General features: G+C 74.4%; 13 protein-coding genes. 5 read left to right on the top strand and 8 right to left on the bottom strand.

Translation table 11 applies throughout. The annotated features are described in order from the left end of the window. Positions 1 to 155: 155 nt before the first annotated feature. Together CFP66_RS49040 and CFP66_RS49035 are read left to right on the top strand one after the other, a co-directional pair. Positions 156 to 686, top strand: a complete 531-nt coding sequence (locus CFP66_RS49040) for an ABC transporter ATP-binding protein (RefSeq protein WP_233159165.1) — start codon at positions 156 to 158, stop codon at positions 684 to 686. After that, complete coding sequence (locus tag CFP66_RS49035; protein ID WP_094920922.1) at positions 683 to 1348, top strand: hypothetical protein; 666 nt, start codon at positions 683 to 685, stop codon at positions 1346 to 1348. Before CFP66_RS49040 ends, CFP66_RS49035 begins: the two co-directional genes overlap by 4 nt. A gap of 5 nt (positions 1349 to 1353) precedes the next feature. Here CFP66_RS49035 and CFP66_RS05980 read toward each other — a convergent pair whose 3' ends face one another. The 3 genes from CFP66_RS05980 to CFP66_RS05970 form a co-directional block, all read right to left on the bottom strand. Then, the gene (locus CFP66_RS05980) at positions 1354 to 2049 is read right to left on the bottom strand and encodes a TIGR03943 family protein (protein WP_094920920.1); all 696 of its coding nucleotides are present in this window, start codon (positions 2047 to 2049) and stop codon (positions 1354 to 1356) included. Further along, positions 2046 to 3023 carry a permease gene (locus tag CFP66_RS05975; RefSeq protein ID WP_369804959.1) on the bottom strand — a complete coding sequence of 326 codons (978 nt, stop codon included), beginning with the start codon at positions 3021 to 3023 and terminating at the stop codon, positions 2046 to 2048. Before CFP66_RS05975 ends, CFP66_RS05980 begins: the two co-directional genes overlap by 4 nt. A gap of 117 nt (positions 3024 to 3140) precedes the next feature. Further along, positions 3141 to 3932, bottom strand: a complete 792-nt coding sequence (locus CFP66_RS05970) for an alpha/beta fold hydrolase (protein ID WP_094920917.1) — start codon at positions 3930 to 3932, stop codon at positions 3141 to 3143. A gap of 95 nt (positions 3933 to 4027) precedes the next feature. On the opposite strand from CFP66_RS05970, the gene CFP66_RS05965 reads away from it, so the two are divergent. Together CFP66_RS05965 and CFP66_RS05960 are read left to right on the top strand one after the other, a co-directional pair. Further along, positions 4028 to 5359, top strand: coding sequence for a PLP-dependent aminotransferase family protein (locus CFP66_RS05965; protein WP_094921620.1), 1332 nt, complete (start codon positions 4028 to 4030; stop codon positions 5357 to 5359). A 351-nt stretch (positions 5360 to 5710) separates the two neighbouring features. Beyond that, positions 5711 to 6322 (top strand): GNAT family N-acetyltransferase, encoded by a 612-nt coding sequence (locus tag CFP66_RS05960; protein ID WP_094920915.1) that lies wholly within the window; start codon positions 5711 to 5713, stop codon positions 6320 to 6322. Positions 6323 to 6370: 48 nt separating this feature from the next. Here the strand turns inward: CFP66_RS05960 and CFP66_RS05955 are convergent, their stop codons facing one another. Continuing rightward, positions 6371 to 7138, bottom strand: a complete 768-nt coding sequence (locus CFP66_RS05955; protein WP_094920914.1) for a DUF2382 domain-containing protein — start codon at positions 7136 to 7138, stop codon at positions 6371 to 6373. 226 nt (positions 7139 to 7364) lie between these two features. Next, entirely contained in the window at positions 7365 to 8213 is an 849-nt protein-coding gene (locus CFP66_RS05950; protein ID WP_198961247.1) for a TetR/AcrR family transcriptional regulator, read from the bottom strand. 70 nt (positions 8214 to 8283) lie between these two features. Between CFP66_RS05950 and CFP66_RS05945 the strand changes: the two genes are divergently transcribed. Further along, entirely contained in the window at positions 8284 to 9681 is a 1398-nt protein-coding gene (locus CFP66_RS05945) for a hypothetical protein (RefSeq protein WP_094920912.1), read from the top strand. Between the two features lie 7 nt (positions 9682 to 9688). Here CFP66_RS05945 and CFP66_RS05940 read toward each other — a convergent pair whose 3' ends face one another. The 3 genes from CFP66_RS05940 to CFP66_RS05930 form a co-directional block, all read right to left on the bottom strand. Continuing rightward, positions 9689 to 10933 carry an MFS transporter gene (locus CFP66_RS05940; protein ID WP_094921617.1) on the bottom strand — a complete coding sequence of 415 codons (1245 nt, stop codon included), beginning with the start codon at positions 10931 to 10933 and terminating at the stop codon, positions 9689 to 9691. 246 nt (positions 10934 to 11179) lie between these two features. Further along, positions 11180 to 11857 carry a response regulator transcription factor gene (locus CFP66_RS05935; protein WP_094920910.1) on the bottom strand — a complete coding sequence of 226 codons (678 nt, stop codon included), beginning with the start codon at positions 11855 to 11857 and terminating at the stop codon, positions 11180 to 11182. Then, positions 11854 to 13005 carry a sensor histidine kinase gene (locus CFP66_RS05930; RefSeq protein ID WP_094920909.1) on the bottom strand — a complete coding sequence of 384 codons (1152 nt, stop codon included), beginning with the start codon at positions 13003 to 13005 and terminating at the stop codon, positions 11854 to 11856. Before CFP66_RS05930 ends, CFP66_RS05935 begins: the two co-directional genes overlap by 4 nt. Positions 13006 to 13390 lie beyond the last annotated feature (385 nt).

Below are 13390 nucleotides of genomic sequence, written 5' to 3'. Positions count from 1 at the left end.
GCGGATCGTGGCGGGTGCGGCGGCGCCCACGGTGGGGCGGGTGACGGGCCGGCCGCGGGTGGTCGGGTTCCTCCCCGGACGCGTGCCCGCGTCGGTCCGGATGCCGGCGCGCGCCTACCTGCGCCACATGGCGGAGATCCACGGCGCCCCCCCGGGTGAGCGGCTTCGCATTGTTGGACGACCTCGGCTTCAGCGGGGACCTCGACGCTCCCGTCGCCCAACTGTCCACCGGCAACGTGCAGAAGGTCGGCCTGGCACAGGCGCTCGGGTGCGGTGCCGAGCTGTTGGTGCTGGACGAGCCGTGGTCCGGGCTCGACGCCGCGGCCGCGATCGCCCTGGATCGGCGGCTGGCGGCCGCGTCGACCGGTGCGGCGCTGCTGGTCGCCGACCACACCGGCCGGGCCGCCGCGCTGCCCGGCGCCGTCGTGTTCCGGATCGCCGGTGGGATCCTCTCGCGGGATGCCGCGTCCCGACCACCGGACGTCGCGCACACCCTCGTCGAGCTGCGCTGCCCCGGCGACCCGGCCGAGACGCTGCGCGGCCTGCCCGGTGTGCGCGAGTCGTGGCTCGGGGCGGGGGCGCTGACCGTGCGGGTCCCTGCCGACCGGGGCGACGGGCTCCTCGCTGCGGCGCTCGCTCGGGGCTGCTCCGTGCTCGACGTCCGGCGCGAGGACAGGCACCCGTGACCGCGTGGACGGCGGCGCTCGTCCGGACGGCGGCCGTCGCCCGCTACCTCGCGGCGGACGTCGGCCGATCGCAGCGCTTCCTGCTCCCCGTGCTGGTGCACGGCGCGGTGCTGGCCGTGCTCTTCGGCGGCGACCCGGGGCCGCCGCCCGGCCCGTGGGCGGTGTCGGCGCTCGCCGTGTACCCGACCGCCGCGTGGTTCGCCGTGGTCGTGGCGAACGCCGAGGCACCCGAGCAGCGCAGCGTCACCATCGCGACGGCGGGCGGCCCGGCGCGGGTCGCGGCCGCCACCCTGCTCGTGGCGCTGGCCGGCGGCCTCGTCCTCGCCGCGGCCTCGGTGCTGCTGCCCGCGGTGTTGAGCCGCTACCCGTACCCGCCCGCGGTGCTGCTGCTCGGCGCCCTCGCCCACCTCGCGTGCGCCGCCGCGGGCACGGCCGTCGGCCTGCTCGTCGCCCGGCCCGTGGTCACCCGCATCGGCTGGTCGTTCTGCCTCGGCGTCGCGGTCGTCATGGCCACGGCGGTGCAGCCGTGGCTGCCGCCGGCGGGTTCCGCCGTGGACGCGCTGGTGTCCGGCAGGCTTCCGGTGGCGGAGGCGCTGCTCGGTGTGGTGCTGGCGGCCGCCGCCGCGGTCCTCTCGTGGTCGTCGGAGATCCGCAGGGCCTGAGGCGCTCAGTACTCGTAGGGGTCCGACGGCGCGGGGACCTGCTCGACCGCCTGCACGTCCAACCCCGGCACCTGGTCCGCCCCGGTGCTGCCTTCACGCAGCACACCCCGCACCCGCAGCCAGGTGTCGGGCGCCGGGTCGCCCGCGTCCCCGACCAGCCGGACCCGGCTCGGGCGGGCGTCCGCGGCGCAGCACGCGATGGTCATGCGGGCCAGCTCGACGGCCGCGCCGGGCCGCACGGCGAAGCCGGTGAGCACCACCTCACGGCCGTGGAGGGTGCCGGTGGTGTCCCAGACCGCGCGCTCGACGAACTCGGCCACGCTCAGCTCCACCGGCCCACCCGGGGGGAGCGGCGCGAACACGTCGGAGGCCTGCACCACCGCGTTGCGCGGCCCGGCCCTGGCCACGGCGTCGGCGCCGAGCGCCGGCGGGGCCACCAGCGCGATCACCAGGACGGGGGCGAGCAGCAGCCAGGGGGCGTGGCGCTCTGCGGCCCCGTGCTCGTGCGGGTCGGCGGCGGGCGCTGCCGCGCGGTCGCGCAGCAGCGCCACGACCGCGAGCACCACGATCACCACGCCCGCGCCGAGCAGCAGCCACCGGTGGGAGGGGCGGACGTAGCGCAGGTAGGTGTCGTCGGCCGCGATCCGCAGCAGCGCCCCGCCGAGCAGCACGAGCAGGACGTGCTGGGTGTCGCGCTTCACAGGAACACCAGGCCCGCGCCGACCGCGCAGAGCACGGCCACCACGAACGTCAGCGGTGCGAACCGGGCGGCGAACGCGCGCCCGAACGTGCCGGCCTGCAGCGCGATCAGCTTGACGTCGACGGCGGGTCCGACCACGAGGAACACCAGCCGCGGCAGCAGGGGGAGCGTGGACAGCGCGGCCGCGACGAACGCGTCGGCCTCGCTGCACAGCGCCAGCACCACGGCCAGCACGGCCATGACCAGGATCGCGAGCAGGAGCTGCCCGGCGAGCGCGTCCATCCAGGACGGCGGGACGAGCACCGACAGCACCGCCGCCACGAGCGCGCCGAGCACGAGGAAGCCGCCGGCCGTCACCAGGTCGTGCCGTGCGGTCTCGGCGAGCACGCCGAGCCGCCCGCCTCCACGGGCCTGCGGCACCGCGCGCCGGGCGCGCTCGGCGATCCACCCCGCCTGCCCGAACCGCTGCCAGAGCCAACCCATGACGCACGCCGTGGCGAGCGAGCCCGCGAGCCGGGCGAGCACCATCCGCGGCTCGCCGGGGAAGGCCACTGCGGTGGCCACGAGCACGACGGGGTTGATCGCCGGGGCGGCGAGCAGGAACGTCAGCGCCGCGGCGTCGGGTACGCCCTGGCCGATCAGCCGCCGCGCCACGGGGACGGACGCGCACTCGCAGCCGGGCAGCACGAGCCCGGCCGCACCCGCCACCGGGACGGCCGCGGCCGGCCGGTCGGGCAGGGCGCGGCGCAGCGCCGCGGGGGAGACGAACGCCGCGATCGCGCCCGAGAGCAGCACGCCGAGCACGAGGAACGGGACCGCCTGCACGCAGACGGCGACGAACACCGTGGCCGCGGTCTGCAGCACCGGCACCGACAGCGCGTCGGTGAGCAGCGGCCGCGCGAGCACCGCGACCGCGAGCACCGCGCAGAAGACGTGCAGCGAGGTGATGCGGGGAGCGACGGCGGTGGTCACCACCGGGATGCTGCCAGCGTGGGCGCCGCGGCGGGCCGGTTCGGGACAACTGCACCCGAAGATCGCGACTATCGGGTGCCCATTGCTGTGATCACAGCAATGGGCACCCGAAACTCGCGATCACGGGGCGTCGACCCGCTCGAGGAGGCGTGCCACGGCCGCATCGAACGCGTCCGGGCGCTCCAGGTTGGGCAGGTGCGCGGCGCCGTCCACCACCACGAGCTCCGCGCCCGGAACCCCGTCCGCGATCGTGCGGGCATCGGCCACCGGCGTGTAGGCGTCCTCGCTGCCGACGACCACGACCGTCGGCACGGTGACCCCCGCCAGGTCGGGCCGCCGGTCGGGCCGGTCCGCCCGCGCCCGCTGGGCCGCGGCGGCGCCTGCGGGATCGGCACCGCGCATCATCTCCAGCACGTGCCCCGCCACCGCGGGTGGCGCGTCGGGGCCGACCATCAGGTAGAGCGCATCGACGGCGTAGGGGTCCATGCCCTCGCGGAGCAGCTGCGCCGCCTGCGCGCGACGGGCCGCACGCGATGCCGCGGTCTCGGCCGCCGCCGTGGTGTCGGCGAGGAGCAGGCCGGCGACGCGGTGCGGGTGGCGTGCCCAGAGCTCCAGGGCGATCTGCCCGCCCATCGACAGCCCGGCGACGGCGACGCGCGGCACGCGCAGCCCGTCCAGCAGCGCCGCGAGGTCGTCGGCGAACGCCGACCATTCCGGGACCGCTCCAGGGCTGGCTCCGTAACCCCGCAGGTCCGGGACGAGCACCCGGCGGTCGGCACCGAAGCGCCGTACCTGCGGCGCCCACATGGAGCGGTCGAAGGGGTGCCCGTGCACCAGCAGCAGCGGCACGCCGTGGTCGGGCCCGACGTCGTCGTAGGCCAGCACCGTCCGATCCAGCACGATCGTACGCATCTCAAGGATTCCTCTCGGATTGACCGCTCCGAGTTTGCGCGGTACAAAACCTGGGTTCAATAGCTCGACACGCCGACAATGACCTCGGAGCAATGATGGAGGACTACCGCGCGCTCGCCGACGTCGTGGCCGCGGACATCGCGGCGGGTCGGCTCCGCGCCGGGGACCGGCTGCCCACGCAGCGGCGTTTCGCGCGGGACCGCGGGGTCGCGGTGTCCACCGCGTCGCGCACCTACGCCGAGCTGTCCCGGCGCGGGCTCATCGCCGGGGAGGTCGGTCGCGGCACGTTCGTCCGGGCCGCGCCTCCCGCGCCCGGCCCGGCGCTCGCCGAGCACCCCCCGAACCAGGGGGTGGACCTCGAACTGAACTTCCCGGTGCTCGACGGCCAGGCCGAGCTGCTCGCCCCCGCGCTGGCCGGTCTCCTGCGGCCCGACGCGCTGCGGGCAGGCCTCGCCGCGGGCGGTGCGGCGGGCACCGCGGCCGCCCGGCAGGCGGCTGTCGCGACCCTCTCGTGCGAGGGCTGGGCGCCACTGCCGGAGCAGATCCTGTTCGCCGGCAACGGGCGGCAGTCCATCGCCGCGGCGATCGGTGCGCTGGTACCCGTGGGCGGGCGGCTCGGCGTCGAGGCGCTGACCTACCCGGTGGCGCGCACGATCGCGGCGCGGCTCGGCGTGGACCTCGTCCCGCTGCCGATGGACGGCGACGGCCTGCTGCCCGGCGCGGTCCGGGCCGCGGGCCGGCTCGACGCGGTCTTCGTGCAGCCGACGCTGCACAACCCGCTGGGCGCCACGATGCCGGTGCGGCGGCGCGAGCAACTGGCCGACGCGCTCGCCGACCGTGACATCCCGGCGATCGAGGACCGGGTCTACTCGTTCCTGCGCGACGATCCACCGCCGCTCGCGGTGTTCGCGCCGGAGCGCACGGTGGTGGTCGACAGCCTGTCCAAGCGGGTCGCCCCCGGCTGCTCGCTCGGGTTCGTGGTCCCGCCCGCGTCCCGGCACGAGCGGGTGAGCGCCGCGATCCGTGCCGGGGGCTGGATGGCGCAGACCTTCAACCTGGAGGCGGCGACCCGGTGGATGGCAGACGGGGTGGTGGCGCGCATCCAGGCGGCCAAGCGCGGCGACGCGGCTCGACGCCAGGAGCTGGTGGCGCAGCGGCTGGCCGGCTTCGCGGTCCGCGGCGACCCGGCCGCCTACCACTGCTGGTGGGAGCTGCCCGCGCAGTGGCGCGCGGAGACGTTCGTCGCGGCCGCGGCGCGGCGGGGGATCGCGGTGACGCCCGCCGCCGCGTACGCCGCCGGCCCGGGACACGCGCCCGGCGCGGTACGGCTGGCCCTGGCCACGCCACCGCTCGAGGTGCTCGCCGGGGCGTTGGACGTGCTGGCCGCGCTCGGCCGGGGAGCCCCCGGTGACGACGGCACGGAGTGACGGCTCGGATCGCGGCGTGTGCATCGCTCCACGTACGTCCGCCGGCTTTCTCGGCGTCGGTGCGGCTGAGTCGCACGCCAGCGCCCTCGCGGCCACGCTCATGTACTTCTCGCGCGCCGGCTCGGCGTCATGATCGCGAGCTCGGCAACCCCGGGCTACGAGGCAGGGCCACTGTGAGGAACAGCGGCAGGCTGCGCGGCGCCCAGCCGAGGGAGTCCTCACGCACCCCGTCGACCGGTCGCGTGGCCGGAGAAGGGGTGCGTCGGCAGCGAAGGGGTGTGGGCCGGGTCGTTGCGGGTGGACGGTGCATGACCCCGTGAACGGTCGTGGCCGCCGCACTAACGTGATCCGGTGCCCACCATCCGTCGCTACCGACCCACCGACCGGGCCGCCGTGGCCGAAATCTGCATCCGCACCGGCGACGCGGGAGGCGATGCGAGCGCGAAGTACCGCGACCCCGGCCTGCTGCCGACCATCTACGCACTGCCTTACGTCGAGCACGAGCCGGAGCTCGCGTTCGTGCTCGACGACGACGGCATGGCCGTCGGGTACGTGCTCGGGACGGCCGACACATCCGCGTTCGTCTCGTGGTTCCGGCGCGTCTGGTTGCCGACCGTGGAGGTGCGTTACCCGCCTCCGCCGAGCTCGGCCCGCACTCCGGACGACGAGCTGTCCGCGGCCCTGCACCGTCCGGAGCGGATGCTCGTGGCGCAGGTGGCCGACCATCCCGCCCACCTGCACATCGACCTGCTCCCCGGGTACCAGGGCGCCGGGCACGGGCGGGCTCTCGTCGGTGAATTCCTCGGGGCGCTGCGGGGGGCCGGGGTGGCGCAGATGCACCTGTCCATGTCCCGACGCAACACCGGGGCGCGCGCGTTCTACGACCGCCTCGGCTTCCGCGAGGTCGCCGCGCCGGACGTCCCGGGTGCCGCGTTCCTGGTCCGGGACACGCTGGCCCCATGACGCGCCGCGGCCCCGTCCCGAGCGGGACGGGGCCGCGGCGGCAGCCGGTCACCGGCGCCTGCGGTCGGTGCCCTCCTCGTCGACATCGATCTCCTCGTGCCGGACGTCGCGGCCCACCTGCTCGGTGTCGCGCACCTTCTCGGTGCCGAGCCGGACGCGCTCCACCGGCTCCGTCTCGGTGCGCACGACCGGACGCTCCTCGTGCAGCGTGACCTCGTGCTCATCCTCGGTGATCTCCGCGCCCCTGTACGCCGCGTCGCGGTTGGCGTCCGTGATCGGCTCGCGCTCGACCCGCACCTCCTCGCGTGACACCGGGACGTCGACCTGCTGGTGTTCGGTCACCACGTGCTTGCGAAGCCGGGCCCGACCGGTCTCGTGCGTCTCGGTACCCACGCGCAGCCGCTCCTCGGAGCGGGTCATGGCGTCGTCCGTGCCGCGGCCACGGGTGTCACGCCGGTTGTCCTGCCGCGTCCGGTTGTCGCCGCCGTGGCTCATCCCGTCGTGGCTCATGCCGTAGTGGCGGAACAGGTCGTCCTCGTCCTGCGGGCTCAGCTCGTGGCCGGGGTCGTGGTGCGGCGCCGACTTCAGGGCGTCCTTGTCGTAGGGGACCCGGAGCTCGCCCCCGTCGAAGTCCGCGGACTGCAACGGCATGATCGAAACGTGCGAGCCGAACAGACCGCTGGACACCGAGACCCACGCCGGACGGTTGGTCTCGTTGTCGAAGTACACCGCCTCGACGTTGCCCAGCTTGCTGCCGTCACCCCCGCGCACCTGCGTGCCCTTGAGCCGGGCCGGGTCGTCGATGGTGATCGCCATGATGGCTCCCTTCTCGTCGTTCCTCGATCGAGGACTCGTCCTCAGCCCTGATCAGCAGACGGCACCGGGATGCTCGGCGGCGAGCACGGGGAAACGGCCGGGCCGCGCAGCCGACCCGGACGTGTGGTCCGGGGGCCACCAGCGGCTTCGCCGGGTCAGCACTTCCTCGCTGGACCGGTTGGTAGATGGCCCTGCCGGGCCGGCGCCGGCCACGACGCGTGGCGGCTCAGCCGGAGAGGAAGGACGTCAGCTGCGTCCGCACGGCGGCGAGGCGAGCCTCGTCCCAGACGACCGCGGGGTCGGGCTCGAGGAACGTGAGCGCGATGCCGGCGAGCGCCACCGCCCGCACGGGCCAGCGCGCGGTCTCGCCCGTGCCGAACGGGTCGGCGTCCAGATCCGCGGACGCGATGTCCGGGCTGGTCGGTGACATGAGGAGCATTCCGCGGAAATGGGCGCTGACGAGGCCGGCGAGGACGGTGAACCGCGTGCCGAGCGCGGGCCGCAGCCGGTATCCGAAGAGCTCGGACCACTCCTGCCACGCCGCGGCGATCCGGGTGGTGAAGCCCCGCTCGGACTCGGTGAGCGCGGAGCGCACCTCGTCCTGCAGGGCGCCGTCGGGGAGGCCGAGGAACGTGGCGTGCAGGGCGAGGTAGGTCCGCCACTCCGTGGAGCGGTGGACGATCTCGAAGTCCTGCTCGCGCCGGAACAGCTCCAGCAGCAACGTGCGGCGCCCCTCCGGCGTGCCGAGCGCCTCGAGGCGCTCCGCCGCGATGCCGGCCAGGAGGGTGTCCGTCGTCGCGCGCCCGCCGACGGATGCCGGTGCCGCTGCGCGGGCGAGCTCGCGGAGCAGGTCGCTGAAGAACAGGTCCTTGTAGGGCCAGCGGCGGTAGACGGCGCTGCGGGCGACGCCCGCGTCCCTGATCACCTCCTCGAGGCTGATGTGCTCGAGGCTCACCGTCAGGCCGGTGCGGTTGACCATGCCGATCGCCGTGTCGAGCATGCGCCGCTCGGTCTCCTGGTCGGTGAGCCGCTGTCGGCGTCGTCCGAGTCCGGTGGGTGCGCGTTCGGCCGGCACATGACCTCCTCGCGACTTGAGATATGGTGTCTCAAGTCCTCAGTCTCAGTTCGCGAGGAAGCTACCGCAGATGCGCCCGCTCGACACCCTCCTGCTCGCCACGGACCTGCTGGCCCTCCTCGTGCTGGTCGTCCGGTCGACCGGTGGGGCGCGACACCTCGCGCTCGTCCCGCTCCCCGCGCTGACCGCGCAGCTCCTCGTCGACGGGTCGCGCTGGCAGCTGGTCCCCGCCTACGCGCTGACAGGCCTGCTCGCCCTCGCCTGGCTCGTGAGGACGGCCGCGCCGCGCCGGGTCGCGGGTCGCGGCGCCGGGATCGCGGCCGGTGTCGGAGTTCTGGTGCTGGCCGTCGCGATCGCGCTCCCGGTGGCCGCCCCGGTGTTCGCCCTCCCCACCCCGACCGGCCCGTACGCGATCGGCACGCGGACCTACCACTGGGTCGACACGACACGCGCGGACGTCTTCACCGCCGAGCCCGACGACCGGCGCGAGCTGGTGGTGCAGCTGTGGTACCCGGCCACGGCCGTGCCGTCGGCCCCGCGCGCCCCCTACGTCCGGGACGCCGGTGTGCTCGGGCCACTCGCCCGCCTGATGGGCCTGCCGGAGTTCGTCCTCCGGCACTTCGAGCACGTCCGCACGCACGCCGTGGCGGACGCACCGGTGGCGGACGGGGGCCGCTATCCCGTGCTGCTGTTCTCCCACGGGCGCGGCGGCTACCGCCAGCACAACACGGCGCAGGTCGAGGAGCTCGCCTCACACGGGTACGTGGTCGCGACGATCGACCACCCGCACGCCGCGGCCGGCGTCGCGTTCCCGGACGGGCGGGTGGTCGGCATGGATCCCCGGATGCTCGACCGCACCTTCATCGACGGCGTGATCCCTTTCCTCGCGCAGGACGCGTCGTTCACGCTGGACCGGATCACCGCCCTCGACCGGGCCGACCCGGACGGCGAGCTGACCGGACGGCTGGACCTGGAGCACGTCGGGATGTTCGGGGTGTCCCTCGGCGGCGCCGTCACCGGCGAGACCTGTCACCGGGACGCCCGCCTGCGGGCCTGCCTGCCCATCGACGTCTTCCTGCCCGCCGACGTCGTGGCCGACGGTCTGCGGCAACCGGTGATGTGGATCACCCGCGACGCCGCGACCATGCAGCGCGAGGGCTGGTCGCAGTCGGACGTCGAGGAGACCCACTCGACGATGCGCGCGGTTTTCGCCCGACTCCCCGGGGCCGGCTACGAGGTGCTGGTCCCCGGGATGTTCCACACCGATTTCTCCGACTTCCCGCTGGTCTCGCCGTTCCTGCAGCCGGCCGGCCTCAGCGGCACGGTCGGCGCCCAGCGGGCGATCAGCATCGTGAACACCTACTCACGCGCCTTCTTCGACACGCACCTGAAGGGCGTGCACGCCCCGCTGCTCGACGGCCCTTCCCCGCAGTTCCCCGAGGTCCTCCTCGAGACCCGCGGGCGGTAGATCCGCGCTACCGCCGCCGCGTCTCCCGGATGGCCATGACGGCGAGCAGGCTGATCACCGCGACCACCACCATGTACCCCGACACCGACAGCGACGTGCCGGTGGAGGTCTGCAGCCAGGTGGCGATCAGCGGCGCGAAGCCGCCGCCGAGCACCGCCCCGACGGCGTAGGAGAACGACGCCCCGCTGTAGCGGTAGCGCGCGTCGAACATCTCGGCGAAGAGCGCCGACTGCGGCCCGTAGGAGGCGCCCAGCCCGATCGTCAGCACGATCACGGAGAGGATCATCAGCGCCGTCGAACGGGTGTCGATCAGCAGGAAGAACGGCACCGGCCACACCACCAGCAGCACCGAGCCGACGAGGTACACCGGTTTGCGCCCGATGCTGTCCGACCACCGGGCCGAGGCCACGATGCTGACCAGCCACGAGACGCTGCCGATGATCACCACGATCAGCATCGTGGTGCGGTCGACCTCCAGCACGGACGTGCCGTAGGAGAGCAGGTAGGCGAGGAAGACGTAACCGATCGCGGTGTTCGCGATGAAGCTGACCGACGCGATGACCAGCTCGCGCGGCCGCTCGCGCAGCACGTCGAGCATCGGTAGACGGGCCCGCACCTGGTCGGTCTTGAGGGCCTTGAACACCGGGCTCTCCTCGATGCGCAGCCGGATGAACAGCCCGACTGCCACGAGCACGATGCTGAACAGGAACGGGAGCCGCCAGCCCCAGGCCTGGAACTGCTCGTCGTCGAGCACCCCGACGGCCACGAACACGAGCTGCGCGAGGATCAGCCCGGCGGGCACACCGATCTGCGAGTACGAGCCGTACAGCCCGCGGCGGCCCGCCGGCGCGTGCTCCACGGCCATCAGCGCGGCGCCGCCCCACTCCCCGCCGGCGGACAGGCCCTGCAGCAGGCGCAGCACCAGCAGCAGCACGGGCGCGGCGATGCCGATCTGGTCGTAGGTGGGCAGCAGGCCCACGCCGACCGTGGCGAAGCCCATCAGCAGCAACGAGGCGATGAGCATGGCCTTGCGGCCGACGCGGTCGCCGAAGTGCCCCCACAGGATCCCGCCGATCGGGCGGGCGAGGAACCCGACGCCGAGCGTCGCGAACGCGGCCAGCGTGGCCGAAGCCGGTTCGAGAGTGGTGAAGAACTGCGAGCCGAACACCAGCGCGGCCGCGGTGGAGTAGATGAAGTAGTCGTACCACTCGATCGTCGTGCCGACGGCGCTCGCGAGCGCGACCCGTCGCATCTGGTCGGGACGGGAACCCGCCTCCGCGGCGGCCACCTTCGACGTCGGTTCGGAGTCCACCCCGCCCACCTCCGTGTTCAATTGCCTCCGCTTCGCTCCGGCGAGCTTGCGGGCCCTTGGTGACGCCGCCTTGCTCCTCCGGTGCTCGGTCGCTCGTACCTCGCTCCCTGCGCTCCTCCCCCGCAAGACGACGTCGGCCCGCAAGCCGTGCGCTGAGGCACACGATGGAGTGATTTGGGTCGGTCGTCAACCGGTCCAGCCGGGCCGGACCAGCCCGCTCTCGTAGGCGAGGACCACCACCTGCGCGCGGTCGCGGGCGGCCAGCTTGATCATGGCTCGGCTGACGTGCGTCTTCGCCGTCGCCGGGCTCACGACGAGGCGTTCGGCGATCTCGTCGTTCGACAGCCCGGCGGCCACCAGGGCCACCACCTCGCGCTCGCGTTCGGTGAGCTGGTCGAGCAGCGCGGTGATCTGCTTGGCCGGCTGCGGCGGCTTGGCCCGCGCCGCGAACTCCTCGATCAGCCGCCGCGTCACCACCGGGGACAGCAGCGCCTCGCCGCCGTGCACCACCCGGATCGCGTGGACGAGCTCCACCGGCTCGATGTCCTTCACCAGGAAGCCGCTCGCGCCGTTGCGGATCGCGTCGAAGACGTACGCGTCCTCGGCGAACGTCGTCAGGACGATCACGCGGACGCCCGACAGGCGCGGGTCGGCGACGATGTCCTTCGTGGCGTCCAGGCCGTTGCGTCCCGGCATCCGGATGTCCATGAGCACGACGTCGGGGCGGGTGTCGCGGGCTGCCGTCACGGCGGTGGCGCCGTCCTCGGCCTCGCCGACGACCTCGATGTCGGCCTGGGCGCGCAGCAGTGCGCGGAACCCGGCGCGCACGAGGGCCTGGTCGTCCACCAGGAGCACGCCGATCATCGGCCGGCTCCGCCCGCGACCAGGTGCGCGTCCACCCGGAAGCCGCCACCGGGCCGCGGCCCCGCGGTGAGGGTGCCGCCCAGCGCCGCGGCGCGCTCCCGCATGCCGGGCAGCCCGTTGCCGCTGCCGGAGTCGTCCGCCGGGCCCGTGCCGTCGTCGTCGATGCGCATGTCGAGTCCGTCCTGGGTGTAGGCCAGCAGCACCGATGCCCGCGCGGGCCCCGCGTGCTTGCGCGCGTTGGTCAGAGCTTCCTGCATGATCCGGTACGCCGCCGTGTCGACGCTCGGTGGCAGCGCGCGGGGTTCGCCCTCGATCTGCACCGTGACCGGGAGGCCCGCGGCGCGGGTGGCGTCGAGGAGGTCGTCCACGCGGGCCAGGCCCGCCACCGCGTCGCGCGGGGGCTCCTCGTCGACGCCGCGCAGCACGCCGAGCGTGGAGCGCATCTCGCGCAGCAGGTCCCGGCTGGACTGCTTGATCGCGGTCAGCGCCGAGCGGGCCTGCTCCGGGTCGTCGTCCATCAGGTACAGCGCCACGCCGGCCTGGACGTTGATCAGGGAGACGTGGTGGCCGAGCACGTCGTGCAGGTCGCGGGCGATGCGCAGCCGCTCCTCGCTCCCGCGCCTGCGCTCCGCCTCGGCCGCGGCTGCCCGGGCCTGCTCGCGCCGGTCCCGGCGGGCGCGCCACAGTTCTGCGGCCGCGACGAGCGCGGCGATCCACGCCGACCACGCCGCCACGCCGGCGAGCGGGAACCCGAGGCCGGGCTGGCGCAGCACGTGGACCAGGACCACTCCGGCGAAGACGACGACGGCGATCCCGTAGCCCGCCCGCCGGTACCCGCGCCCGACGGTGCTCCCGAGCGCGACGAAGGTCGCGAGCGGCACCGGCCCGAACGGGTACCCGGCGGCGAGGTAGACCAGCAGCACTGCACCGACCGCGGCGAACACGACCGGCGGGTTCCACCGCCGCACGACCAGCGCGGCCGGACCGGCCAGCAGCAGGACCCGCCCGAGCAGGTCGAGCGGGCGCAGCCCGGTGCCGGCCTGCTCCGCGAACCCGGTGCCGACGAGCGTCACCACCCCGACGGCGACAGGCAGCACGACGGTGGGCAGCACCCCTCCCCACCAGCCCGGACGCAGGTCGGCTCGCATGCGGGTGACGCTAGCCAGCCGAGGCGTCCCGCACGTCGGCCGACGGGAGTGCCCCGCCCTACCGCCTGCGGCGTAGTCGGCGCCGCGATGATCGGAACGAGCCGCACGTGGCGGTGGTGCCGGCAGCACCGATGCGCGGGTCGGATGGATCACGGTGATCGCGGTGAGCCGTACGTAGGGGTGGTGGCGACAGCGCTGGTGTGCGGCTCGGGTGGATCAGGTGGTGGTGATCGGGGCGAGGTGTACGTCGGGGTGGTGGCGGCAGCGCTGGTGTGCGGCTCGGATCGATCACGTGGCGGTGATCGGCGAGGCCGGTGATCTTCGTGAGCCAATCGACGCCGCACCGGTCATGATCGCCGGATGGGTGCGCCCGCGGCGGTATCTC

The organism is Pseudonocardia sp. MH-G8 (assembly GCF_002262885.1).
Classification (GTDB): Bacteria; Actinomycetota; Actinomycetes; order Mycobacteriales; family Pseudonocardiaceae; genus Pseudonocardia.
Note: the sequence above shows the minus strand (reverse complement) of the source record. Positions and strands in the feature narration are given on the sequence as shown.